Source organism: Chitinimonas arctica (assembly GCF_007431345.1).
GTDB classification, from domain to species: domain Bacteria; phylum Pseudomonadota; class Gammaproteobacteria; order Burkholderiales; family Chitinimonadaceae; genus Chitinimonas; species Chitinimonas arctica.
Map to the genome: position 1 here is coordinate 4831255 of NZ_CP041730.1, position 26483 is coordinate 4857737.

At 59.0% G+C, this 26483-nt stretch carries 19 protein-coding genes; 9 read left to right on the forward strand and 10 right to left on the reverse strand.

Features of this window, described 5'->3' with window-relative positions:
• Positions 1–21: 21 nt before the first annotated feature.
• The gene (locus FNU76_RS21970; protein WP_144280185.1) at positions 22–771 is read left to right on the forward strand and encodes a LytR/AlgR family response regulator transcription factor; all 750 of its coding nucleotides are present in this window, start codon (positions 22–24) and stop codon (positions 769–771) included.
• Between the two features lie 47 nt (positions 772–818).
• On the opposite strand, the gene FNU76_RS21975 is transcribed toward FNU76_RS21970, so the two are convergent.
• Complete coding sequence (locus tag FNU76_RS21975) at positions 819–1868, reverse strand: serine hydrolase domain-containing protein (RefSeq protein ID WP_144280186.1); 1050 nt, start codon at positions 1866–1868, stop codon at positions 819–821.
• A 51-nt stretch (positions 1869–1919) separates the two neighbouring features.
• Positions 1920–2351 carry a Cd(II)/Pb(II)-responsive transcriptional regulator gene (gene cadR / locus FNU76_RS21980; protein WP_144280187.1) on the reverse strand — a complete coding sequence of 144 codons (432 nt, stop codon included), beginning with the start codon at positions 2349–2351 and terminating at the stop codon, positions 1920–1922.
• A gap of 90 nt (positions 2352–2441) precedes the next feature.
• Here cadR and FNU76_RS21985 point away from each other — a divergent pair, with 90 nt between their 5' ends.
• Entirely contained in the window at positions 2442–4694 is a 2253-nt protein-coding gene (locus FNU76_RS21985; RefSeq protein WP_144280188.1) for a heavy metal translocating P-type ATPase, read from the forward strand.
• A 161-nt stretch (positions 4695–4855) separates the two neighbouring features.
• Here FNU76_RS21985 and FNU76_RS21990 read toward each other — a convergent pair whose 3' ends face one another.
• From FNU76_RS21990 to FNU76_RS22005, 4 genes are all read right to left on the reverse strand, one after another.
• Complete coding sequence (locus FNU76_RS21990; RefSeq protein WP_144280189.1) at positions 4856–6226, reverse strand: PepSY-associated TM helix domain-containing protein; 1371 nt, start codon at positions 6224–6226, stop codon at positions 4856–4858.
• A 148-nt stretch (positions 6227–6374) separates the two neighbouring features.
• Positions 6375–6689: a hypothetical protein gene (locus tag FNU76_RS21995; protein WP_144280190.1), complete on the reverse strand. Its 315-nt coding sequence runs from the start codon at positions 6687–6689 to the stop codon at positions 6375–6377.
• Between the two features lie 488 nt (positions 6690–7177).
• Positions 7178–7471: a hypothetical protein gene (locus tag FNU76_RS22000; protein WP_144280191.1), complete on the reverse strand. Its 294-nt coding sequence runs from the start codon at positions 7469–7471 to the stop codon at positions 7178–7180.
• 247 nt (positions 7472–7718) lie between these two features.
• Positions 7719–8132, reverse strand: coding sequence for a hypothetical protein (locus FNU76_RS22005; RefSeq protein ID WP_144280192.1), 414 nt, complete (start codon positions 8130–8132; stop codon positions 7719–7721).
• A gap of 257 nt (positions 8133–8389) precedes the next feature.
• Between FNU76_RS22005 and FNU76_RS22010 the strand changes: the two genes are divergently transcribed.
• Positions 8390–10045, forward strand: coding sequence for a hypothetical protein (locus tag FNU76_RS22010; protein ID WP_144280193.1), 1656 nt, complete (start codon positions 8390–8392; stop codon positions 10043–10045).
• Between the two features lie 127 nt (positions 10046–10172).
• Here FNU76_RS22010 and FNU76_RS22015 read toward each other — a convergent pair whose 3' ends face one another.
• A complete protein-coding gene (locus tag FNU76_RS22015; protein WP_144280194.1) occupies positions 10173–12527 on the reverse strand; it encodes a leucine-rich repeat domain-containing protein in 2355 nt (784 codons plus the stop codon).
• Positions 12528–13119: 592 nt separating this feature from the next.
• Here FNU76_RS22015 and FNU76_RS22020 point away from each other — a divergent pair.
• Positions 13120–14262, forward strand: a complete 1143-nt coding sequence (locus FNU76_RS22020; RefSeq protein WP_144280195.1) for a hypothetical protein — start codon at positions 13120–13122, stop codon at positions 14260–14262.
• Positions 14263–14289: 27 nt separating this feature from the next.
• Here FNU76_RS22020 and FNU76_RS22025 read toward each other — a convergent pair whose 3' ends face one another.
• The 3 genes from FNU76_RS22025 to FNU76_RS22035 form a co-directional block, all read right to left on the reverse strand.
• A complete protein-coding gene (locus tag FNU76_RS22025; protein ID WP_179958242.1) occupies positions 14290–15501 on the reverse strand; it encodes an adenylate cyclase in 1212 nt (403 codons plus the stop codon).
• Positions 15502–15577: 76 nt separating this feature from the next.
• A complete protein-coding gene (locus FNU76_RS22030; protein WP_144280197.1) occupies positions 15578–16129 on the reverse strand; it encodes a hypothetical protein in 552 nt (183 codons plus the stop codon).
• 307 nt (positions 16130–16436) lie between these two features.
• A complete protein-coding gene (locus FNU76_RS22035; protein ID WP_144280198.1) occupies positions 16437–17390 on the reverse strand; it encodes an alpha/beta fold hydrolase in 954 nt (317 codons plus the stop codon).
• Between FNU76_RS22035 and FNU76_RS22040 the strand changes: the two genes are divergently transcribed.
• From FNU76_RS22040 to FNU76_RS25095, 5 genes are all read left to right on the forward strand, one after another.
• Positions 17356–18360 (forward strand): AraC family transcriptional regulator, encoded by a 1005-nt coding sequence (locus FNU76_RS22040; RefSeq protein WP_223879141.1) that lies wholly within the window; start codon positions 17356–17358, stop codon positions 18358–18360. The genes FNU76_RS22035 and FNU76_RS22040 overlap by 35 nt on opposite strands.
• 210 nt (positions 18361–18570) lie before the next feature.
• The gene (locus tag FNU76_RS22045) at positions 18571–20100 is read left to right on the forward strand and encodes a hypothetical protein (protein ID WP_144280199.1); all 1530 of its coding nucleotides are present in this window, start codon (positions 18571–18573) and stop codon (positions 20098–20100) included.
• A 132-nt stretch (positions 20101–20232) separates the two neighbouring features.
• Positions 20233–21516, forward strand: a complete 1284-nt coding sequence (locus FNU76_RS22050) for a diguanylate cyclase domain-containing protein (protein ID WP_179958243.1) — start codon at positions 20233–20235, stop codon at positions 21514–21516.
• A gap of 294 nt (positions 21517–21810) precedes the next feature.
• Positions 21811–24156, forward strand: coding sequence for an RHS repeat domain-containing protein (locus tag FNU76_RS22055; protein WP_144280201.1), 2346 nt, complete (start codon positions 21811–21813; stop codon positions 24154–24156).
• Positions 24157–24161: 5 nt separating this feature from the next.
• Complete coding sequence (locus FNU76_RS25095) at positions 24162–26477, forward strand: RHS repeat domain-containing protein (RefSeq protein ID WP_144280202.1); 2316 nt, start codon at positions 24162–24164, stop codon at positions 26475–26477.
• The last annotated feature ends 6 nt before the right edge of the window (positions 26478–26483 follow it).

Consider the following 26483-nt stretch of genomic DNA (forward strand, 5'->3'; position numbering starts at 1 on the left):
AGGATGGAGACAAGGAACAGCATGCGCACCAAGATATTGATCGCCGAAGACGAACCCCTGATGCGCGAACGGCTGCTCGATCTGCTGCAGCGGAGCTGGCCCGACGCCGAGGTGGTGGCGGCCGCCGAAAACGGCAACGATGCCTGGGACGCCTTCCTGGAGTTCGAACCGCAGGTGGTCTTCCTGGATATCCGCATGCCGGGATTTTCCGGGCTGGAAGTGGCCGCCCGTATCGGTACGGCCGCCCATGTGGTGTTTGTCACGGCTTACGACCAGTATGCCGTCGACGCCTTCGAGGCCGGGGCGGTCGATTACCTGCTCAAACCCATCGAGGCCGATCGGCTAGCCAAGGCGATTGCGCGCATACGCCAGAAACTGGCCACGCCGCCGGCCGACCTGAGCGAGTTGCTGAGCCGCCTCACCACGGCCGCGCCCACCCCTGAGCGCGAGAAGCTGAAATGGCTGAAGGCCACGGTGGGGAAACAAATCAAGCTGATCAAGGTGGAGGACGTATTGTTCTTCCAGAGCGATACCAAGTACACCCGGGTGGTGCTGGCCGACTCCGAAGCCCTGATCCGTACCCCGCTCAAGGATCTGCTGGCCGGGCTGGACAGCGAACTGTTCTGGCAGATCCACCGTGGCACCCTGGTCAATGTGCATGCCATTGCCGCGGCCGAGCGCCTGGACGCCGAACGCATGGTGGTGCTGCTGAAAGGCAGCGAGGAGAGATTAGGCGTGAGCCGGGCGTTTACCTACCGGTTTCGGGAGTAGCGAATTGCAGGTTCGCCAAGGCCGCCCGCTCCGCCGGGCTGGCTTGCTCAGCGCCCCAGCCCCGGCACATAGACCGCCGCGATCCGATAGACAATCTTCGCCACATCCGCATCCGAGCGATTGGTCAGCACGATCACCGTCAGCTTGTCGTCCGGAAAACGGCTGATCTGCGTGGTGAATCCCTGCCACGCACCATCGTGCTCGACTACGCGGTGGCCTTTGAGCTCGAGCACCGACCAAGCGAAACCGTAAGGGGCACTGCTGCCGTCGTTCAGTTTCACCGGTGTCCAACCGGCCTGCTTGCTGGCCGCGCTCAGCGGCTTGTCGCCATTTAGGGCGATATCCCAGCGGGCCAGGTCGCGCGCCGTCAGGTAGAGACTGCCGTCGGCTGTGGCGTTGAGCGTGGGGGAGACCCAGTCCTGGTTCTTGGCGGCACCCTCGACAATATCGTAGCCGGCCGCGCGGTGGGGAACGATATCGCGCTCACTGATCAGGCGGGTGGCCATGCCCAGCGGCTTGAACAGGCGAGTCTGCAATTGTTCGGCGTAGTGGCTGCCGCCCAGCTTGTTGCAGAGGAAGCCAAGCACCTGATAGCCGCTATTGCTGTAGGACCACTTCTCGCCCGGTTCGGACAGTAGCGGCACCGCACCGGCCAGTTGCAGCAGTTGCTCGTCGCTGTAGTCGCGATGCAGGTCGATATGATCGACGGGCTCGTCGCTGATACCGGCGGTATGGGTCAGCAGATGGCGCACCGTGATCTTCCCCCAGTGGGGCGGTACCGATAGATGGGTGGAAATAAGGTCGTCCAGGCCCAGCTTGCCATCCTCCACCAATAGCATGACCAGCGCTGCGGTGAATTGCTTGCCGATGGAACCGGACTGGAACACCGTCGCCGGGGTGACGGGCACGCCGTGCTCGATATTGGCCAGGCCGTAGCCTTGTTCTTTCACGATCCTGCCATCCCTGATGATGGCGATGCCGATACCGGGAATGGATTGCGCCTTCAATTCCTGCCTGACCACCTTATCGACCCGGTCGGCATGTGCCGTTCCCAGGCACAGATAGGCTGCCGCCATCAATGGAAAACCAATGCGCATTCACGACTCCTGCTGGTAGGCCCGTCCCGGTCGGGGCGGGCTGCCGGCAGCTTAACCAAGATGGGTATGGCGTTCCACCCGTGCCTCGGTTTCCATGCTGGCCAAGCCCTGCAGGATGCCACAGTCGGCCAGGGCCTGTTCGGCCTGGCACTGCCGGCGTAGCGTGCTTAGTTGTTGCTTCAGGTGCAATAGCTCATCGATGCGCGCGTCGACATGGCCGATATGGGCATCGAGCAGTTGGTTCACCTGGCCGCAGGCGATGGCCGGCCCGTCGCGCAGCGTCAGCAGCGCGCGGATTTCCTCATGGGTCATATCCAGTACTCGGCAATTGCGGATAAAGCGCAACCTTTCCACATGGGGATTGCCGTAACTGCGGTAGTTGGCTGCAGTCCGCTCCGGTTCGGGCAGCAGGCCTTCCTTTTCGTAGTAGCGGATGGTTTCCACCGTGCAGCGTGCCACTTGGGCCAGTTCACCGATTTTCATTGTGCGTTTCCCTGCAAATGCGTTGCCGCGCTTGACCCTATAGTAGCTTTAGGCTGTTAGATGTAGCAATCGTCAAAAGGATCACCAGCCATGTCTGCCTGCTGTCCCGATAAACCGCAATGCCCATCCTCGCCCGAAGCTGCCAAGGAACAGGGGAAGATTCGCTATCGCCCGCTGCGGCATGCCCATGCGCCATCCGCTCCCGCGCCAGCCGAGCAGCTTGGACTAGCCCTCGAGGCGGGCTATACCGGCAGCCGCCTGCATATCGCCCAGCTGGACTGCCCGACCGAAGAGGCGCTGATACGCAAGAAGTTGGCCGCCATGAAGTCGGTACAGTCGATGCGCTTTGATCTGCTGAAGGGCGAACTGAGCGTGGTCCACGCCGAGGGTGCCTTGCCGCGTGTGGTTGCCGCCATAACGGAACTGGGGATGACGGCCAGGGAAATCACCGGCCAGACACCCGCGGCTGAAAGGGCGAGCACGCAGGTGCCCCATCGGCCCTGGCGCCTGTTGGCCTTGTCCGGTGGCTTGGCCTTGGCCTCGGAAATTGCCCATTGGGCCGGCTTCTCGCCTTGGCTGGTGGCGCCCTTGGCGCTGGCGGCCGTGCTTGGCAGCGGCCTGGGCACCTACCGCAAGGGATGGATCGCCCTCAAGCATCGCGATCTGAACATCAATGCGCTGATGACCATTGCCGTCACCGGCGCGATGCTGATCGGTCAATGGCCGGAAGCCGCCATGGTAATGGTCCTGTTCAGCATCGCCGAAATGATCGAGGCGCGCTCCCTGGACCGGGCGCGCCATGCAATCGATGGTTTGCTGCAATTGGCGCCGCAACAGGCAACGGTCAGGCAAGCCGACGGCGAATGGCTGGAAGTGGCGGCAGACAAGGTCAAGGTCGGCGAGCGGATACGGGTGAAGCCCGGTGAGCGGATCGCCCTGGACGGTACCGTGGTAGCCGGCGGCTCGGCCGTCGATCAGGCCGCTATCACCGGTGAAAGCGTGCCGGTCGACAAGGCCGAGGGCGACCCGGTGTTTGCCGGGAGTATCAATACCACCGGATCATTCGAGTACCAGGTCGTCGCGGAAGCGGGAAAGTCCGCACTGGCCCGTATCATCCACGCCGTGGAGCAGGCACGCGGCGCACGGGCGCCTACTCAGCGATTCGTCGAGCGCTTTGCCCGTATCTATACGCCCCTGGTCTTTGCGGCGGCGCTGGCCTTGGCGCTGCTGCCGCCTTTGCTGCTGGGTGGCGACTGGCATGACTGGATCTACAAAGCGCTGGTCCTGCTGGTGATCGCTTGTCCTTGCGCCTTGGTGATTTCCACGCCGGTTACCGTGGTCAGCGGGCTGGCCGCCGCTGCGAAGCACGGCATCCTGGTCAAGGGCGGGGTCTATCTGGAAGAAGGCCGCAAGCTGAAATGGCTGGCGCTGGACAAGACCGGTACCCTCACGCATGGCAAGCCCGCCTTGAGCCAGGTCCTGCCGCTCGACCCGCAGCGGGAGGACGAGGCAATGCAACGGGCCTGCAGCCTGGCGGCACGCTCCGATCATCCGGTTTCGCAGGCGCTGGCCCGAGCCGGCCAGGCACGCGGCATTCCCTTGCTGGCCGTCACCGATTTCACGGCTTTGCCTGGGCGTGGCGTCCAAGGCAGCCTGGAGGGAGAAACCTGGTGGCTGGGCAATCATCGCCTGATCGAAGAGAAGGGGGTTTGTTCGCCCTCCCTGGAGCAGCAGCTGGCTGCGCTGGAACAAGCGGGACAGACCGTCATCGCGCTGGGGGACGGCAAGGCGGTGCTGGCCTTGTTCGCGCTGGCGGACGCCATCAAGGACAGCAGCCGCGCGGCGATCCAGGCCTTGCATGAACTGGGCATCAAAACGGTGATGCTCAGCGGCGATAATCCGCACACCGTCAGCGCGATCGCCGCTCAAGCCGGCATCGACCAGGCCCATGGCGATCTATTGCCGGATGACAAGCGCGCCGCCATCGACCGCTTTGCCCAGTTGGGCATGGTCGGCATGGTCGGCGACGGCATCAACGATGCGCCGGCCCTGGCCCGCGCCGATATCGGCTTCGCCATGGGCGCGGCCGGCAGCGATAGCGCCATCGAAACGGCCGATGTGGCCTTGATGGACGACGATCTGCGCAAGATTGCCCGTTTTGTGCGCCTGTCGCAGACAACCCACCGCCGGCTGCTGCAAAATATCGCCCTCGCCCTGGGGATCAAGGCGGTTTTCCTGGTGTTGACGCTGCTGGGCATGGGCAGCATGTGGATGGCCGTCTTCGCCGATATGGGTGCAAGCCTGCTGGTCGTCGGCAACGGCCTGCGACTGCTACGTAGTTGAGCGATACGCATACAAACCAGCGAACGAAAGGAAGTCCATGAAACCCTCTCCCGACAATATCGGCCGCCGCAATCTACGTACCGTTGCCTGGCTGCTGCTCGCGGTGGCCTGCCTGGTATTCAGTGTGTTCTACAAGCGCGGCGTATTTGGCTGAGCAGGTATTAGTTCAGCACGCGCCTGAGCCCTGGCAGCCGCCCTAGCAGCAAGTCCATCAGCAACAGCAGCAACAGCGAAGCCAGCAACAGCGGGAAAATCAGCGCCAACACGCCCAGTACCGCCATACCCAGCTTCCAGTTCGGCAAATGACGCGAAGGGGCCGGTGCGCCGAGACGTCCGCTCGGCTTGCGCCGCCACCACATCCATATTCCGCTGACCGCCACCAGCAATACCAGCAGGCAGGCCAGGGTCATCAACAACTGGTTGGCGAGGCCGAACAGCTTGCCCTCGTGCAGGGCCACACCCATCTCGACCGCCTTGGGCAGCAGGGCATAGTCCTGGAAGGTCACCTTGGCCAGGACTTGGCCGCTGTACTGATCGATATGCAGGGTCTGCTCGTCGCGGGGGTCGGACGGGAAGATCGAGATCGTATATACCCCATCCGCGCCGTTCGGCAGGCTGATGCTGTAGCCCGGCAGCAGCCGGTGGGCGGTCGCGATGGCGACGATCCGGTCAAGGGGGATAAGCGGCTGGGCGGCCGGCGCCGAGGCGCCCTGTTCATGGTGGTGGCCCGCCGAGGCGGGTAGCGGGCTATGCTCCACCGCCCAGGGCACGGTCTGCGCAGCCAGGTTGAGGGTCGCGGCGGGCGGCCTGGAGTGGGGCACGGCATCCCACAATTGGGCCGGGAAGCGGCTCCAGATGGCGGCAAAGCGATCCCCCCATACGCCGGTCCAGGGCATGCCGCTCAGCAGCATGAAGGCCAGCAGCAGACTGCTCCAGAAAGCGCTGACCACATGCAGGTCGCGCAGCAGGAGATACTTGCCTCGGCGCAGGCGCGGGTAAAGCACCCCGCCCAGCCCGCCATTGCGCGGCCACCACAGATAGATGCCGGAAATCAGCAGCAAAAAGCCCCAGCTTGCGGCCAGCTCGATCAGCAGATCACCGCTTTTGCCCAGCAATAGCGTGCCGTGTATGCGCTTGGCGATGGCTTGCAGATTGCGCGTCTCGTCGCGGCTGCCCAGTACCTTGCCGCGATAGGGATCGACGAAGACGGTCAGCGGCCCGGCCGGCGTCTGCAGCAGGAATTCACTACTTCGTCCCTCGCCTGGCGGCGGCGTGAATTTCCGTACTTCCGCGGTCGGCCATGTCTGCCGTACCGCCGCCAGTTGATGCTGGGCCGGTAGCGGGCGGCCGGAGACGCTCACGAACATCTCGGCGCGGTACATCGCTGCGTCGAGCTGTGGCTTGTACAGATAGATCAGGCCGGTGATCGCCAGTATCACCATGATGGGCGCCACCAGCAGGCCGGCATAGAAATGCCAGCGCCAGGCCAGGGTGTAGAAGCGCGGTCTGGTATTGCGGGTATGAGTGGTCAAGGTGCGTGTTTACGGTAAGGGAGACGGACTGCCGGGACTGCCGTTGGGCGGGCAGTGGAAGGGACAGGATTTTAATGGCGCCCATGCGCGCGACGGATGCGACTTTATGTCGCAGTCCGCTGCCGCGCAGTGGAGGGGGCAAGGCGCTTCAGGCTGGGTGGGCGCCGTGGCGGGCGAATTGCGATTGGGAATAACGGGCGTCGAGATCCAGGATGATCTGACGCAGTTTTTCGTCTTCCGGGTGATAGCGGCGAGCGTCGTACACATAGTACAGATAGCCGTTGTTTGGCACGGTCTGGTAGGCGCAGACGGGTTCGACGCCCCGGTAGGGGCCGAGGCACTTGATCAGCCGCTCGGAATAAAGGCTGGCGGGCGTCTTGGTTCCGTGAATGGCAACCACCCCATACGTAAGGATGGCATCCACGGCATCGTAGATATTGTCCCTTTGACCAAATATTTTCATGGCACGCTCGGGTAGTGGCAATACGCCGACTGTATGTGAGCGGCTTGTGTCGCTGCATCCCTCATGTGGATGAGCTGTGAATAATTACTCCGGGTTCGGCAATCCGGGCCGCGCGGGGCGACGCCCGCTACTGCGCGTAGTCAATCTTGACGTTGCCATCCACTTCGCCTTTGTCCATATAGCCGATCTAACCGCCCGAGCCGTTGAGGATGCTGGAATCGGATTTCCGCGCCACCCATTCCCCTTGGACGATATTGTCGTCGTCATCCCAAGTGAAACCGATATTGGGTATCTTGTTGACTACATTGTCTTCCTCGAAGCGAGCGGCGGGCGACCCTGGAGGTATGGCGGGATTTGGCACAATGCGCTGACGCGCGTGGGAAGAGCGCGATTGTGGGCGTTTCAGCGCCCTACAACCCACTCTCGGGAGTGCCGGTATTGCCAGTTGATGAGCCGCAGTTCGAGTACGCGCGATAAGTTAACGCGTCCTAGCTGGGAATCCCGTTGAAGCAGATGGTATCGAGGTTGAAGACGGCCTGTTTTAGCTCTTCATCGCCGGTTGCGTAGCGATTGCTATCGAAAACGTAATAGAGGTAACCGTTGTTGGGTACATTCTGGTACGAAATGATGGGCGCAACGTCGCGATAGGGTTCCAGGCACTGCATCAGCCGTACCGCATAGGCGATAACCGGGGCCTTCTCGCCCTCGATGGCTGCGATGCCATGCGTCAAGATGGCATCGATGGCATCGTCGATATTGTCCAGTGGGGCGAAGATTTTCATGGCGGCCGCTCGGGGGAAGTCACTTTAACAAGACTCTAAACAGCGGGCTCGGCAGGCGCATCCTTCATCTGGGGGAATGACGGAAATATTCTGCTCGCGCGGCTAAAGCCCGGATTCAGCGTTTATTTTCCCTTGGCCATCAGCCGCCAATCTCAACAAAACCGTAGTATGTACAGCGTTTTTTGGCGGGGGCGATGCCTGAATCTCCCGGCACAGGCACCGCCCCAAACGATGGGCCCATTCCCGTCTAAGGTTTGAACTGTCCCAAACGTCTTGCATAGATGGTGGCCCGTCCATGGAAGGGATCGGGCGCGCGATGGGGAGGCGCATCCCCCGCAGGCGCATGGTCGAAGCGATTATGGAAAAGGGACAGTAATTGCTGTCGATCTCCGCCGACCGCCGATTCGCCCGAGCGAAAGCCCGCCAGCAGCGCGCTCATCGCCGTCTCGGTGGTGTGCCGCCAGTACTCGATCCACCACGCGGGCAGATTGGCTACGTCATGCCATGGTTTTTCCGGCTTGGTTTGCGATGGTGTCGCTTCAGCGGCAAATGGTCGTCCCGCCGCAGCGATGCCTGCGCATAGCGTACGGGCGGTGGTGAAAAACATGGCGTTGGTTCGTCGGCCTGTTTCGAACAAGCTGTGAATAGGGTCTTCGGTCATGGTGACTGCTCCTTGCAAGGTTTAGGTGGGGTTTGCAAGGTGAGCAAGTACCTTGCCCGATCCAGGCGCACACCGGTCGTCAGGACAGATCAGCCGGCTGCAAGCGAAACGGGCAGTCGAAATGAGGCGTTGAGAGAGAAATGATAGCAAGTGCGATTTTTTGATAGCGTGTATTCAGATCAGTTGTGAATGTATGTCGGCATCGAGCCGCGCAATGACTTGACCAGACACCTACCTGATTAAGCAGGAGTCTCGCCATGGGCTTGCCGGCTATTACCGCCGCATTCAGACGTACGTTCACGAACTTTGCAACATCCGAGGCTGGCCACAAGAAAGTCGCCATGTCCTCAACGCAACGGGATATTAAAAGGAATACCCGGGATTGTGTGTTTTTTTATAGCTGGTCCATCCTTTCTGGTGTTAGCGCCGCAGTGAGTGCGGTCGTGGCGATCTTCAATGGTGATGCTGCTCCAGCGCTGAATATGGCGAGCGACGTAGTGCTGACTATCGCTAAAGGCGTAATGGCTGCCGGTGAATCCGCCGCTTCGAACCACGAGCTCGCCGGTGGAATTGAAAAGAGATTGGATATCAGAAAACAAAAGGAACAAGACAGAGACGGTATGAATCGTCATCTGCGCGGGTGCGTGCATAAAATGGCCGACATGAGGACTTTTTCTGAAAAGACAAATGATTGCGCAGCCTTTCTTAGGCACGATAAAGCGAGAATCGATGAAATCAGGCAAAACAAGACCCTCCTGTCCAAGGGCCTGGGGTTTGGTCGCGATGGCCTGCTCCAGCTTGGCAGTGTGGGAACGCGTGCCGCAGTCGTTGCCGAAACAATCAATACCGCCGTGAATGTTTCCGTTCCAGCGGCATCGCTTGGAGGCGCCATATTCGGTTTCATCAGTGCGATACTACAGGTCGGCCAAGGCATTGCGGAATATTGCAATGCCTTGAAAGAGCTGGCGATCGTGGATAGGCACTGCGCACGAATATCGCACTGTCAAGATGCCGGGAATTTACCGATATTGAGTACCTTTCAATCCGCTAAAGACGTGGAAAGAGTAAAAGACGATCATATGTCCCCGGCCCCTGGAATTTTGGATGGGCAGGTCGGTACGGATAGCACGCGTAGCACCCATTTGGATAAGTACCTAAAGACGCTTGAAGCCACGGAGAGGGAGAGTGCGGCGGAGTTTAAACAAATAGAAAAAATGTACGAATTTATGTTTAGCCACTTTAAGGCCAATCACCTCAAGGAGCGTAAGGTTCAAGAGGCGTTGAAATCAAACGCCGTTATTCGCATTATCTACGGCGGTATCTGCGTCGTACTGGCAGGCGTCGGATTGGGCTTGACCGCGACAGGAGCGGGTGCGTCAATCGGATTGCCTATCATTGCGGGAGGAGGGGGTGCGCTGGGCGTGGCATGGCTGGCACGAGCGGGTAAGAACGCCTGGCGAGAACGTAAGGAACTGCAGGAAGCAAGCGAGCTGGACAACGCGTTGCGGGCCGAAGCCGACACCTTATTAAAACCAACACCTTCGCTTGCGGAGTTGGAGGCAAGCATCCTGATTAATGCAAACTATCAGAAGAATCCCTACATTATGGTGGCGGTGATTGCTCACCATCTGGGTGGTGGCAAATATGTAGCGGAAAAGGAAGGGATAAGCAAGGACGAAGTCGCGACAAAGCTGGTAGGCGAAGTTAGTTATATTTCGAAAGCAGGCTTGAAAATGAGGCGGGAGGTCGCAAGCCGTTTTCTGGCGGAAACAGGTATGAGTTCGGACGGGATACGTGCCGTGAAGGGCGTGCTTGCTACAGGAGCAAGTGAAATGGTTGCGCTGGGGATCGAGCGGATGCAACAGTTTATATTGGGTGATACGGGTAGGGTTTTAGGGCTATTGCGACGGTGAAAGGCTGTAAGTTTTTGCTGCAGGGCAATCTCCTTCCTGGCAGCGCGGGAGCCAAACGCTTTGCCGTTTGGCTCCGTTTTTTAGAGAATTGAAGCGTGCGTCACCAGCGTTGTCGATTGGGTGCCGTTCAGCGCGGGAAAATTTCGGCCTGGACGATGACCTCGAAGCCGCCCTGATCAAGGACAAGCCATTTTCCCCTTTCGGTATAACGAGCTTTATCTTCCTTGGTGAAACGATCGCTGAGTAGATACCACCTTACTTCGCATCGTTCGCCGGACTCCGTGCGGCTCGGCGTCACGACGAGTTCCAAATCGAAAAGTCCCTTCCGGGTCACTATCCGTGAATCGACTCCGGGTGCTTGCGGCTGTGTGGCATGCATTGGATCGAGACTCAGGTTTGCCAGCAAAGCGGCAACTTGGCCCGAAATGCCGGCAAGCCTCGAATAGTCGCCCGACAACAAGGCTTCGGGTTTAGTGACCATCCGCTGCCTATGTTTTACGGTAATTTCTTTGAAAATGGCAGCTTGTATCATGGGGCAAACTACATCTTGTAAGTCCGCCATATCGAAAATGTCGAGTTGCTTGACTAACAAGGCCGAAATTTCGCCCCAGAATTGACTGGCAGCGTTGTCCCAGGCGTCCGTATCGACAAGGCAATACGCGCGATTCATTCGCTGTAGCGTGCCTTTCCCGACGGTGAACCGGAGTGGAGACCCGGTAAGATCGGCTTCGCTGGGCGGTATATGCGGCATACTGGTATGCGGTAGGGATTGCAGCCCTTGCCTTGCCGACACGTGATCATGGCATAGCGCGAGGGCTTGCTCGAATGCGGTGTTGGCTTCCGGATATCGTTGCGCCAGAAGATGTACGTGCCCTTTATGGGAAAGCTGGTTTGCCTGTTTTACCAGCTGGCGGGCATGCTCGTGCGAAGCCAGGATCGCATTGTTGCGTTGGGCGCTGGATAGCTGAAGCAACTTTGACAATTCGATATAGGCCTGGCGGTAATCGCGACGATCGACTAACTGCCGGCTTTGCTCAAGTTGCGCATTAATGCGCTGCCATATGCCTTTCTCATTGGTATTGACCGATAGGGATTTTTCTATTAAATCCTGGCTTTGCTTGTCATCGATGTCCATGAAATTCAAATCGAGCTTGTTGAGGCTGGAATTGGATTTCAATGCCGCCGCCAAAGCTTGCGCGCCAATGGCGCCGATCAGCGAAGCGCCGAGGCCGAGATGGATAAGGCTATTATTTCTTTCCAGCATCGTCGCCAGCGCAATTGCGCCTTCATTGCCAATCTTGTTGTAATCCAATTGCAGCCCTGCGAGGGTGAAATTGCTTGCCAGCGCTTCCGCCAAGGCCTTGGCGCCCTCGTTGCCAATAGTGTTCCCGGTCAGATCGAGTTGCACCAGGCTGGTATTCGTTGCCAGTTCTTTGGCTAACAGACTGGCCGCATGGCCGTCGATTTGGCATCGGCGTAGACTTAGTGTGGTCAAAGTACTTTTCTGCGCGATCAAGCCAGCCAGTTCCTTTCCGCAGTTGGCGCCGATAGGCGTATTGCAGTCCAGTGTCAGCGTGCCAAGGCTATGATCGGGATGCTCGGTGAGTGCGGTCATCAGTGCACGCGCGCCATTTTCGCTTATGCTGGTGCTGGATAGATCGAGCGAAGTCAAGCCAGTGTTGTTTCGGAGCGCGGATGCGATTGTCAGGGCACCTTCATCGCGAATGGGATTGCATTTCAAGTTCAGCGTCGAGAGTTTGCAAGTCGGCGCGTTGGCTTTGGCCAGTGCTTGTAAACCGGCGCGTCCGATTAGATTCGATTCCAGGTCCAGCGAGACCAGGTAGTGGTTTTTTTCCAGGATGTTGAACAAAGCCCTGGCACCTTCATCGCCAATGGCGTTGCGCCCCAATTGCAGCGTGGCCAGGCGACAGTCTTGCGCTAGCGCACTGGCTAGCGACTTCGCGCCGTGCGCATCGATTCGATTGTTGCGCAGATCGAGCGTGGTCAGGGAATGATTTCGGCTCAGCATGCGGCCCAAGGCTTCTGCCCCTTTGCCGCCGATACGATTGCCGTTCAAGGCGAGCTCAGCCAGGCTCGGGTGCACTGCAATGGCATCGGCCAACTGTACTGCCGCCTGATCATCCAGCTCGCTGTTATTCAGGTGGAGTGAGATCAAGCCATGATTACTTGCAAGCGCATCAACCAATATGGGCACTCGAGCGGGATGGCCCCGCAAGGACGCGCCTAAATCGAGCATGGTTACGTACGGGTTGCTTGCAATCGCAGCAGTCAAGAGTTGGAAATCGCAGTCGCCAAGTGTATTACTCCCCGACATATAAGTGGCTAGATTGACCGCATTCAGGGCAGGGTCGTGCTCAAATAGGCGCTTGATATCATTGCACAGTTTTTCGTTTTTATTGCTTGCAGGCCGTTCACTCCAGTCGCCAGGTTGTGGTTTGGATATATGTGTAATCAAAGGCATATTAATTTTCTCCTCGAGGCGTGCAGTCGCTTTTAAAAGCGGATGACTGGCCAATTACCAGGAAAGCTCCTCACGTGCCTGATCTACCGCATTGCCATCATGGGAAGCGTAGGGAAGTGTGCAGGCCGGCGAGCAAGCCGAGACGGGTACCAGCGAGTCTGAAGGCTGGAATTGGCTTGGCGACTTACCTTCCGAATTTACCCGAGACTTTCCATTTTTTGGCAGGCAGTGGAAGGGGCTGTCTGAAAATTAGACGGACGTCCTAATTGACTGGCGACAAGGGCGCTATCTGGGAGGCAGCTGAAGCTGCTGAAAATGAAAACCAGTTGAAATGTATGTTAATTAATGCATACGAAATACAATATTATTCTTTTGTCATTATATGGATGGTATTGCGGCGACGTTTAAATCCCGAGCTGTATTTTAGCACTTCCTAATGTTATTCATAGAAAAAAATTCAAACCGAAAATTGCTGTGATAAAGTGCGCGCGCTTTCGGAATTGATAATATTAATTTTATATTAACTCCATCAGCAATTTACCCTGTCACGAGCAGGGTTTTTCCAACTCAACATAAGGTGTTGATAAATACCATGAAGTCGAAATGGCATCTGAATTTGCTTGCCTGTAATTTGTTGCCCGCCGTGGCAATCCTAACTGTCAGTGCGCCGGCTGTGGCTGCCGAAGCGGACGGCCCCGTCTCCCTGCGCGCCCGCTACACCTTCGTCGACCTGGGTACGCTAGGCGGTTCGTTCTCCGCCGCCATCGACATCAATAATAAGCGCCAAGTGGTCGGCCGCTCGACACGCAACGACAATCCCGAGTGCGACAGCAGCGGCATGATGCAGCCGTGCCAGTTCGTATTCTTGTGGCACGGCGGCAAAATGACCGATCTCGGCAACGCCAGTCCCCGCGGCGCCATGTCCCAGCCACGCAGTATCAATGAGCAGGGCGTGATTGTCGGCGATGAAGAAGTGTCCGTGGTGGGCAGCGATGGCATTACATTGTCGAACAACCGGCCGTTTATCTATAGTCATGGCGCCTTCCGTATGTTGCCCTTGTTGGCCAGCAATTCGGCCTATGGCTTGGCATACGCGGTCAACGGCAGTGGCGTGGTGGTCGGCATGTCGCAAGACGGCGATGAAACCCAGGCGACGGTGAGCTGGACGGGTGAGAAGCCCAGCCGTGGCCTTGTCGAAGCCGGCATCTATCGGCGTGGCACTGCCATCAATACCCGCGGCCTGATCGTAGGCTGGCAATATCCGCCGGCTTCGGGCAGGGCGACCAACGGCTTTGTGCAGACCGGCACGACGGTCATCAATTTGTCGCAGCCATCGAGCGATACCTGGTCTTCGGCGCAGGACGTCAACGATGCCGGCGTGGTCGTGGGCAATATGGCGGAATTGGGTTTTCTGAGAAAAATGGCAACGGTCTGGACGCCGTCGAACGGCAGATGGGTAGCAAAGCGCATCGGTGCATTGCCCGGGCACAATGTATCGAGCCTCTCGCGCGTCAATAAGTTCGGTGATGCCGTGGGCGATTCCTACAATGGCATGGCATTGGGCAGCCAGCGCGCGGTGGCGGTGATCAATGGCCGCCTGGTCGATTTGACGGCCGAATTGGGGCGCAGCGATATCGTACTGACCTCGGCGACGGGGATCAATGACAGTGGCGACATTGTCGGATCTGCCAGCGTCAATGGTGCAACGCGCGCGTTCATGTTGATCCGCAGATAAGTTTTTCCTGCCGGAAGGGGCTGCGTGTCAGACCCATTCCGGCAGTGATTGCGATGCTTTCGCAAGCAGGTAGGTTTTTTGCATTTCCGCCTTGCCTTTGATCGCTACCTCGCCCCGCGCTTCAAAATTGAACCATTGCCTGGTCAGCTCGAAGGTCTCCTGCGAAACCTGGATGTGCCCGCTCAAGCCTTGGGATTCCATGCGAGAGGCCATGTTCACGACATCGCCCCACACATCGTAGATCTGCCGCGATTGACCGATCACCCCGGCGACCACCTCACCCGAAGCAATCCCGATGCGCAGATCGACACCGTCGAGGCTTTGCACGATCTCCAGCATCTTCTGTCCGAACTCGACGATCTTCCGGGCATGTTGGCCATCTGGGTCCGGTATGCCGGCGGCCACCATGTAGGTATCCCCTATCGTCTTGATCTTGGTCAGTCCGTACTGTTCAACGCATTGGTCGAAGCGTACGAAGATACCCGAAAGCAGTTTGACGAGATCCTCCGGCGCCAATTTTGCGGCGAGCGGCGTAAACCCCACGATGTCGGCAAACAGGATCGAGCAGTTGCTGTGCCGTTCCGCAAAAGCCTGGCCCGTTGAAAGCAAGCGCTCGGCAATGCTCCGGGGAAACATACTACCGATCAGTTCGACAAAACAGTTGTGGGCGCGCTGCAGTTGCGTCTCGATACGATCGATGTCGCCGAAAAAAACGACGATAAGCAGGTAAAGAATGCCCATCGCCAGGCCACAATTGAACCACCCGCCGCCGATCCTGACGCTGTCCGGCAGCGCCATGGACGTGAGCACCCCAAAATTCGAGCTGGATAGGATGACCACGGTCAACAGGCTCAACACAGGCGGGCCATGCCGCAGCCAAGGGCGTTCGCCTCTAAGCAGCAGGTTCGTGGAAAGCGCGAGCGGAATCAGGTAGAGCTGGACGGTTCGGGGAGCGGCATCGCTTGGCAGGTCAAGGAACAGCGCCATAAAGACCAATATTCCGAAAACGCTCGCGTTCATCAGCAGGGTCGACTGGGCCGTTTTTCCTGCGCGAACCATCCGCAGGGATAGCGCGCCCGCGCAAATCAGGGCGAAATCCATCCCCACAACGGGCCAATTCTCCTGGGACGCAAAATAAACGGCCCAGATCAAACCAGCCACGAGCATCCCCGAACTGCCGACCAGCAGTATCAGCTTTGCCCTGCGGGCATGGATGGCCCGTTCATCCTGCAGCGCCATGAAAGGCGCTGCTTCGTTACTTGTTGTTGCCATAAGTCCTTGTTATAAATCAAATATTATCCGCTGAATTGTCGGTCTACACATTGGCCGATTGATGATCGATGATGCGCTCCGCGTCACCTTCCGCGAGCGCCTCGCGTATCAAATAGGTGCAGGTTTCCAAGTGCGCCAAAGGGGCTTCGGGTTCGTCCAGCAGCGCGCTCGGCACCGGCCGGATGGTGTCGGTGTCGTGCTCCGTGATGACCCAGCGCAGCTTCTCCAGGCTGTCGTGCAGCTCCGAGCATGCCTCGCGCGCCTGTTGGAAGTCCGGCTCCGCTTCGGCCGCATTTTCCGTTATTTCCGTCGACAAGATACCTATCGCGCGCTGTAGATTGGCGATCCCCATTTGACTGTGCGCCAGTTTGGCCTGCAAGGCGCCATCCGCATCCAGCTGGATGTCCTGGTCCATTTCACCGGTCTGTTGTGCCAGCTCGGCGGTATATTGCCGATAGGCGGCGGCTAGCCGACCAATGTGGCGCAGGCTGGTAGCGGTCGCCATGCTGTCGAGCCGAGCCTGCAAACGTGCCGCCTCCTGCGCGAGCTGGTCGCCTAGTGCAGCCAGCTCCAGCCTATGTGTTTCGATGCTCATGCCGGATATCTCCCTTGGACCAAAGCGTAGTTCTACCATCCAGCGCGTGGCTTGGTTTTGCAGCGCATGATATTCCCGGAATAGGGGTGGGGAAGGGGCCATCATCGCGTAGCTGCTGCGGTGCGGCAAGCGGCGGATTGTGTTCAGGCTGATCGGGTAGTGCTTGCAGGCGTGCCCCCGAGCTTGATCCTGACGTGCTGTGCGATATGCCGTGGCGCTCAGAGCGTGGGTTGCGATGAATTGGGTGAACTCCAAGGTTGACGAGCAACGCTCAGCCCCAGCAGGCCGGGGCCGAGCATTTGCGCCGTTATTTCTTTAGGAAGCCGAGCAGATCCTGATTCAAGCGTTCCTTATGGGTATCGGTTATCCCATGCGGTGCGCCTGCATAGACAATCAACTTGGCATCCTTGAGCAATTTGGCGGCAGCACGGCCGGTGATATCGATCGGCACGATCTGGTCGTCGTCGCCATGGATCACCAAGGTGGGGATGTCGAACTTTTTCAGATCGTCACGGAAATCGGTGGCCGAGAATGCCGCGATGGAATCGTAAGTGTTCTTGTGACCGGCCTGCATACCCTGGGCCCAGAAGGACTGGATCATGCCCTGCGAAGGTTTGGCGCCAGCACGGTTGAAGCCGAAGAATGGGCCGGACGCAATATCCAGGTACAGCTGCGAGCGGTTTTCCAGCGAGCCCTTGCGTATGCCATCGAACACATCGATAGGTAAACCCGCAGGGTGGCTTGGTGTCTTGAGCATCAATGGCGTCACCGCGCTCACGAGCACCGCCTTCTTGACCCGGCCAGTACCATGGCGGCCGATATAGCGCGCCACCTCGCCCCCGCCGGTCGAGAAACCGACCAGCGTTACGTCTTTGAGCTTGAGTGCCTTGATGACAGACGCCAAGTCATCCGCATAGTGATCCATATCGTTACCGTCCCATGGCTGGCTGGATCGGCCATGACCGCGGCGGTCATGCGCCACCACGCGGTAGCCTTGCGAGGCAAGGAACAGCATCTGCGATTCCCAGCTATCCGAATTCAGCGGCCAGCCGTGGCTGAATACCACCACTTGGCCATCTCTCGGTCCCCAGTCCTTGTAGTAAAGGCGGACGCCGTCAGGGGTAAGCACGTAGTTCGACGACTGCTCGATGCCGACGGCTTGGCTGACAGCGGTTAGGTTGGCAGCCGCTGTCGGGGCAGCCTGGGTGGAGGCAGCCATCACCAGTATGGACAAGACCAAAGTGCGATGCAGGACGTTCATGGTATTTCCTTGTATTTGGATGAAGTGGAAACATTGCTCGGTGGCAGAACGTACTGTACGTGGATGCTCAGTATCATTTATCATGATTAGTATCAAAAAATTGATAATGAGTATGATCATGCCTGATCGGCTACAAGCCTTGCTGGAACACTTCTCGGTCAAGGCAAAGGTATTTCGTACGGGCGCGCTGTGTGGCATCAATGATGCCGACGGTGAAGGCGACGCCGGCTATCTGCATGTGATCCGCAACGGCAAAGTGGAGGTTGGGCACGAGCGTGCTGGAATCCTGCGGATAACCCAGCCCAGCCTGCTGCTCTATCCCCGCCCGCTGCCCCATCGGTTTATCACGGATCGAGAGCAAGGGGCGGACACCACCTGCGCGCGACTCAGCTTTGATGGCGGTGCTGCAAATCCGATCGCAATGGCCATGCCCGAATTCATCTGCCTGCCCTTGTCGGAGCTGGAAGGGGCGGAAGGCGTGCTGAGGCTATTGTTCGAGGAGGCGTTCAGCCAGTACTGCGGCCGCCAGGCTATGTTGGATCGGCTTTTCGAAGTCCTGCTTATCCAGGTTCTGCGCCATCTGATGGAAAACGGACAGACGCGCGGCGGCATGCTTGCCGGCTTGGCGCATCTGCGTTTACGTGCTGCCTTGGTCGCCATGCATGAGCAGCCCGCTCGGGACTGGTCATTGGATGCGCTGGCCGAATGTGCGGGTATGTCGCGCAGCGTGTTTGCCAATGCATTTCGCGAAACGGTCGGCTGTACGCCTGGTAGCTACCTACAGCGCTGGCGAATCGGTATCGCGCAAAAGTCGCTACGGCAGGGACGGACGCTAAAACTGATTGCCGGTGACGTCGGTTACGGCAGCGAAGCAGCGCTGTCGCGCGCGTTCAAGGCGCAAAGCGGCTTATCGCCGGGACAATGGCGAAGTGCGCACAAACTGGCCAAGGAAACGAACGGCGCTGCTTGATCCTAGGCCCCGCCATGGCGCCGGCTGCGAGGCAATCGCGGCGCTAGCCGGACGGATTTACCGGTGAAACGGTATTTTTGACCGGTCGGCTTGCCACGGTGGCGAATGCCAGGAACGCTCAAGCGGGAGCCGGCGGCACGGTACTTGCAGGTGGGTATCCTGAAACCGGCATGGCGCCTGCGCTCCATGCCAGCAAGAGGACGTAAGCCCATGATCATCCCGCCTGCCGTATCCGCCCCCGCCGCCATTCCGTCCACCAATGCGGTGCCCATGCTGTCGCCGACCGACGGCACAGTGTTTGCGCCCATCGAGCCCTTGTTCGACGACGGTGGTGCCAGCATCGTCGACTTGTCGCGACTGGGGCGATTGGAGTCGGCCGCCTCGGTCATCGAAAGTCTGGCCCAGCCGGCCGTACTGTCGTCGTCTATCCAGCCAGTGGGCGTCACGCCTGAGCTGGCGGGCCTGGATCCGCAAGCCTCGCCGCTGGACCGTACGGCCGCATCGGCAGCCGATCCGCTGACCGAGTTGCTTCCGGCCGCACAGCGCTTTGTCGAAGCCTTCAATGACTTGCAGACCCAATCGCTTGCCGATGCCGACGGTGCCATTGCGTATGCTCCGCGCGCGCCGGTCGAGCGGCGGGGCACGGAACCGCTGGACCGGTTGCCATTCGAGCCCGAAGGCTTGGACGGTGTGGGCGCCAATGCGCAGCGGCAGGCGGAACAACCTGCGTTGGCGCGTCTGGCTGAATTGGGCATCGTGGTGCAGGAACCGCTCGATGCGCAGAGTACTGCCACGCAATTGGGTTTGGATATCCCTACGCTGAGGTCGGCGCTGCAGAACAATCCGCAGGCCACTTCGGCCGCGCTGGCGGAGTCGGCGCAAGTCATCAGCCAGTTGGCGGCCGATGCCGCCGATGAAAATAGACGCACATCGCGCCTTGAGGCCGAGTCCGCGGCACAGGAGACCATACAGCAGGCGGATTTATTCGCGGACACAGCCAGGCAGAACGATTTGGAGGCGAACGACGCGAATGCCTTATTACAGAGGCAAATCGCCGACAACGCCTTGAACGCGGCCCTGCAGCAGAGAGACGCCTTATCGGAGCCGGCGCCAGTACGACCGGATGAAACCGACAGCTTGCCGGTATCGAACCGTAATCCTGCCGCTGAGCCGGATGTGATTGCCGCCCAGCGCGCGCAAGCCGAACTGGCGGCTTCCCGCCTCCCATCCGACAACACGATATTGCCGCGGACCTTGCAAGCCGATAATGCCGCGGCCCAAACGCCCGAAGCGCCGCAGGCCGACGAGCCCCAAACGGATAGGCGGTTCGATCGGCAGGGTGAACGGGTGAGCGATACAAATTCTCCCCTGCCAGCCGAAAGACAGGCGATCACGCGCGTGCAGCAGCCCGCCGAAGTGCAGGTAAGCGAGGGGGTGGAACGACGGCCCCCACTCGGTGCGGCCGATTTCAACCGCAACCAGCTACTGGCCGGGGATCCGGCGATCGCTGCCGCCGTAGCGGCCTTTCATTTGGGCGAACGGGGTTTCCTGGCCAGCGGCCAGGCGCGCGTAATGGCTCGCCAAATCGGCGCGGACCGTGCCGTGGTGCCCGTTGTCCCAACCCAGGCGGTTGAGCTCGATCTGCAAAACAATGAGCGTGAGAGGTCCCAGCAACTTGTTACCTGGCAATGGCGTTCGGCCGGCCAAGCTGTCGCCGGGACGGGCTTGACGGCCGCTTGATCGTCGAGCGGTCGATTGCTTGGCCACGGCATTTGGGGAGGCATGCAAAGAAGAGAATGGTTGCTATTTGATCAGGCCCGGCGACTCCGCGGCAAACAGGACGTCCATACGTCAAAATACCTGGAGCGCCAGATGAATACCATCCTTATCATTACGAGTAATTCCGCGGATGCATCTGTTCTAAAGAATGTACTTTCCAACGCAGCCGACGGCCCTTACCTAATAGAATGGCTAGCGGATTTATCCACCGCGCTTGTTCGTCTCGGTTCGGGCGGGATTGATGCGATACTGGTCGACCTTTCCTTGCCTGATAGTTCCGGTGTGGCTACTTTTGATAAACTGTTCGCTGCGGCGCCTCAGGTGCCTATCCTTACGCTATGCGACGATAAAGATGAACTCCTGGCGATAGAAGCAGTACAGCATGGCGCACAAGGCTATCTTTCGAAGGGACATTTTGCCCACAGTCTGGTACCGCAGGCATTGCGTAATATCATTCAAAGAAAAGCAGTCGAAGAAGAGCTTTTCAAGGAAAAATCCCGTGCACAAATCGCGCTCAATTCGATCACGGATGCGGTCATTTGTACGGATCTGTCCGGGGATTTGAACTACCTCAACAAAGCAGCGGAGCTGCTTACCGGCTGGCAGAGCGATGAGGTGCTGGGTTGCGCGGTGGACAAGGTCTTCAGTATCAGTAACGGCAAAACAGGGGTGCCCGATCCGCAGTCGGTCGAGTTTGTTTTGCAACAGCGCGAGTCCGTGGCGTTGAACGAAAATACGATCCTGGTTAGGCAGGACGGCAGCCATACTGCAATCGAAGGCTCCATTGCGCCGATCAAGGACAGGATGGAGAAAATAAGAGGCGTGGTGGTCGTATTTCACGACGTCAGCCTGGCGCAGGCCATGGCGGAGAAAATGATCCACCTGGCGCAATACGATTTCCTGACGGATCTGCCGAACCGTCTTTTATTGAATGATCGCCTGAATCAAGCAATCATTCTGTCGAACCGAAATGCCACCCAATTGGCCATTCTGTTTCTTGATCTGGATAATTTCAAGCATATCAACGATTCATGGGGGCACGCCGTCGGCGATGAAATATTGCAGTCGGTTTCACAGCGCCTGAGTGCCTGCGTGCGCAATTCGGATACGGTTAGCCGGCGCGGAGGAGATGAGTTTGTCATCCTGCTGAGTGAGATAAAGGATAGAGGCGATCCCGAGTTGATTGCAAATAAAATCATCGCCGCAATGGCGCCGCCTCACGCCGCGGGTAAGGGCGAATTGCAAATCACAACGAGTATCGGGATCAGCGTGTATCCTGCTGATGGCGAAGACGGCGATGCACTGATGAGAAACGCAGATGCAGCGATGTATGAGGCTAAAAAGCAAGGAAGAAATAACTATCAATTCTTCTCTTGAGAGTTGAATTGGTGGCCGTGGCTGCTTCCGGCCGCCACTCGCTACACATCGGCGCTTTTCCGCCAGCCTTCGATTGACCTTGCCGTGACCTGCAGTCCACCGCAACGGTATCGAAAGCGCCTGCGTGTTCACGACGCCGTGCCCGAGCCGAAGCGATGCTTTGTTGGATATTACCGTCCATCGGCTGGTCGGTCGGAAAGCCGGCCTTGCATATATAATATTGGCCCTGCGCTTGATCCAACGTTAATATTCTCTCGTTCGAATCTGCACCACAATCCCACCAAGTAATTGAAAATGAAAAGATTTTTCCTGTTCGTCGCCTGCTGTCTACTTTCCTGCGCCGCCGTGGCTGCGCCCGGCGAGGAGCGTGGCTATGTCTATCTCTACAAACCGATGCTGTGGGTAGGTGCTGTCAAAGGGGACGTCTGCCGGGCTACTTCAGTGGAAGGCATCAAGAATATTGGCGAGTGTAAAGTGGTCCCTAACCCCGAACTCAACCAGTATCTCAAGATAGTTGGCTACTACAATGACGGCTGGTCCTACACGGACATCATCTGTTATAGGCGTACTGACGGCGGTCCGGAAAACTGTCCGGCGCCAGTCTACCGCTTTGATGGTGCTTGCAAACCGGGCTGGGAGATCAGCTTCAATAATGGGGTGAGGCCGAGCAAGCAAGTCTGCCGTATGGCCGGTCCCAATAAAAATGTCTGCCCTGCCGGCTTTTCCATGCGGGAGGATGGCAGCTGCGGATGCCCAGCCGGCCAGGCATTCGATGTCCAGCAGGATAAATGCGCCGTCCCGACCAACCCTACCCAAAATACCCAGGATAAAACACCGCCGCAGGACGATTGCCAATGCAGCATCCCGGCTGCGATCGGCGATCCGATTGGTCTCGACCGAGGCCGGACCTTGATCGACGAAACCGATTACGCCGCCACGGGCGCCTCATCGCTCGCCTTTGTCCGTCACTACGACAGCCTGCGGCGCGTGCCAAGCGGTACCGCCGCACGCGGCTGGGATGCCAGCGGCTGGCGCCACAACTACGATATCCGGCTATTCTCGCGCACCGGTTCCGATCGTATCGATATGGTTCTCCAGCTGGGCCAACGGACGCTATCGTTCCGCTTACTGGACGGGGAACCCCGTCGTTGGCAAGCCGATGCCGATGTGAACGCCAGCCTGACCGAACTGCCGACCGGCAGCGGTTGGGCGTATCGTGATAGCGACGAGCGCGTATGGACCTTTGATGCTTACCTCAATCCGCTCAGCCTGGTCCAGCGCAATGGCTACACCCTGACGTTCACCACCAATGCCAACCAGGACATCACCCTGGTGCGCGATAGCTTCCAGCGCCAACTGCGCATCGACTATGACGGCCTGCTGATCAAGCAAGTCACCCCGCCCAGCGGCAAGGTCATTACCTACGGCTATGACGCCGGCAAGCTCGCTTCGGTCAGCCATGCCGATGGCACTCGCCGCCAATACCAGTACCTGGCCCGGGTGTCGCCGATTGCAGGCGCCCCGGCCATGCTGAGCGACCTGATCGACGAGAAACAGCAACCCTTCGCCCACTGGGAATACGACGCCACCACCGGCCTGACCACCGCCACCTGGGAAGCCGGCAAGCTCAACCACTATCAGGTGGACCAGTACCAATTCGATGCCCAAAACCAGCTGCAATCGGTGCGTTTCACCGATCCGCTCGGCGTCAGCCATAGCTATGGCCAAGCCAGCCAGCTCGACGTGACCCGCCCCCGCCAGGAAACACGCAGCGGTGCCCGCGCCGGCGATCCCGTGCAGACCCGCAGCCAGATCTACGACACGCAAAACAACCTGGCCAGCTACACCGACTTCGGCGGCACGACCACCACCTTCAAATACGACCTGGCTCGTAACCTGCAAATCGAACGCGTTGACGCCGCCGGCACGGACAAAGCCACGACCACCCGCACCCAATGGTCGCCCAGCCTGCGTATCCCGCTGGCGATCTCCGCCCCCTCGCTGCGCACCACCTTTGTCCCCGATACCAAGGGCAATATCCTCAGCCGCACCGAGCAAGCCACCCTGGACCCCAACGGCAGCCAAGGCTTCAACGCCACCCTGACCGGCAGCGCCCGCGTCTGGCAGTACACCTACCACCCGAACGGCCTGCTGTGGACCATCACCGAGCCGGACCGGTCGGTGAGCACCTTCGTCTACGACACCCAGGGCAACCTCAGCCAAGCCACCGACGGCGCCGGCCTGGTCACGCTCTATCAGGACTACACCCCGGCCGGCCAGGTGGGCCGCATCAAACAAACTGACGGAGTCGTTGTTACCCTGGGCTATGACCTGCGCAACCGCCTCAAGACCCGCACGGTCGGCACGTTGGTGAGCACCTATAGCTATCACCCCACCGGCCAGCTAAGCCAGGTCGATACCCCCGACGGCCGCAAGCTGAACTACGACTACGACACGGCCCGCCGCCTGAGCGTGATCCGCGACAACGTCGGCAACCGCATCGTCTACACCCTCGATGCCATGGGCAATCGCAAGTTGACGGAGCTACAGGACAGCAGCAATAGCCTGGCCCAACTGGTCGCCCAGATCGACGCCGACCGCGCCCCGCTGGCCCGTCCTACCGCACGCACTGCAAGCTAAACCGAATGAAATTCCCCAATCTGATACTCGCGGCAGCGCTGGCCCTCAGCCTGCCGCTGTCCGCTGCCACCGTCCAAACGATCAAGCGCGACTTCGACCTGCACGGCAATCTCGCCAAGGAAATCCGCAACGACGGCGGCTGGACCGAATACACCCATACCCCCGGCGGCCTGGTCAAGACGCGTACCGACGATCTGGGCCGGCTCAGCGTGTTCGAGTACGATGCACTCAAGCGCATGATCACCCGCACCGATACGGCCTTGGGTGTCACCCGCATCCAGCGCTTCGACTACGATGGCCGCAACCGCCTGACCAAGTACACCGATCCGCGCGGCCTGGTCACTACCTATACGTATAACGGCTTCGACGAGATCCTGGTCCAGACCAGTCCCGACAGCGGCACCACCACCACGGTCCCCAATGGCAAGGGCGGCACCGACACCGTCACCGATGCCAAGCGGCAAACCACCAAGTACCGCTACGACACCGCCGGCCGCCTGGACAAGCTCACCTACGCCGACCAGAGCAACATCACCTTCGGCTACGGCACCACCGGCACACGGGCGGGCAAGTTACAACTGATCACCGACTCGCAAGGCGATCAGATCAGCACCCCCTACGACGACCTCGGCCGTCCGATGGGCGAATGGCGCACCATCGCCGGCAAGCAGTACATCACCCGCGAAAACTACGACAGCGCCGGTCGACTCAAGCAGCGGGTCTACCCCAGCGGCCGCACCATTACCTACAACTTCAACGCCGCCGGCCAGATCAACCAGATCCTGACCCAAGCCAATGCCACCGCCGCTACGGCTGTACTGGCCAAGGACATTACATACCGCCCCTTCGGTGCCGCGCAGAACTGGACCTACGGCAATGGTGAACTGCACACCAGCCGCTACGACCTCGACGGCCGCCTGACCCAGATCAGCCTGGGCGACAGCACCCTGACCCTGGGCTACGACACCGGCAGCCGCATCAAGACCCAGAAGATCAGCGGCGGCTGGTGGGAACGGCTGCTGCAAAAGCTGGGGCTGCCCGCTGGCCAGCAAAGTCAGTACGGTTACGACGGCTACGACCGCCTGAGCAGCTGGCAGGACGGCACCAAGAGCCAGGCCTACAAATACGATGCCAGCGACAATCGCACCGAACTGACCGTCAACGGTAAGGCCTTTGCCCAGCGCGTCGAGACGACCAGCAACCGCCTGACCGCCAGCGACGGCCCGCAAAGCAGTGTCTACCAATATGACGCCAATGGCAGCCGAACCAGCGACACCAAGCAAAGCTACATCTACAACGCCCGTGGCCGGCTGATCGCCGCCGCTGGTGCGCAATACGTGGTGAATGCCCTTGGTCAGCGCATCGTCAAGACCTACCAAGGCCAGACCACGGTCTACCACTACGACATGCAAGGCCATCTGATCGCCGAAAGCGACCAGCTGGGCAATACCAAGCGGGAGTATGTCTATCTCGACGACACCCCGATCGCCGTGATCGATTTCGGTGCGGTCCGCTATATCCATACCGACCACCTGGGCACGGCACGTCTGATCACCGACGCCACCAAGCGGCCGATCTGGGCGTGGCAGGGCGAGCCGTTCGGCAATACACCGCCGAATGAGGATCCGGAGGGAACGGGCGGGGCTTATGCCTTCAATCTGCGCTTCCCCGGCCAGTATTACGACAAGGAATCGGGGCTGTACTACAACTACTTCCGGGATTTTGATCCGGGACAAGGCCGCTATATCCAAAGTGACCCCATTGGCCTCAATGGCGGTCTCAACACCTATGCCTATGTCGGGGGGAATCCGCTGAGTTATAGCGACCCAACAGGTAGGAGCGCGCTTGCACTTCCGGGCTTGGGTAGTTTTGGCGGGGTCGCAGGAGGTCTATCCGCCGGTGGTATTGAAGCTGCGCTTGCCAGCAACCCAATTGGCTGGGGTGTGGCTACCTTTGGAGCTGGGTATGCAATTGGGACAGAAATCAATAGTCATATTCCTAGTTCACCACTTGATCCTCTGCCCCTGCCATGGGGGGAGATGCCACCAAGAACACCTGTTCAAGAGGTAGAAGCAAAAGCTGAGTATGCGGCCTATAAGGCCGTCTGTAATGATCGTCCGGACCCCTCGGGGGATCCATGCCAAGATTTTCTAAATAACGCGGATCGTGCCCAAAGATGTGCACAGATGAGACAGGCGTGGGATGACAAATGGTGGCCTCAACGGCATGCTAGGGATATAGCATCCGAATGGCGGTCTTGGAAAAATAACATGCAAGACTACGCGAAATGTAAAGTGAATTGCTGGAAAAAAAGCAGATAGAAAGGA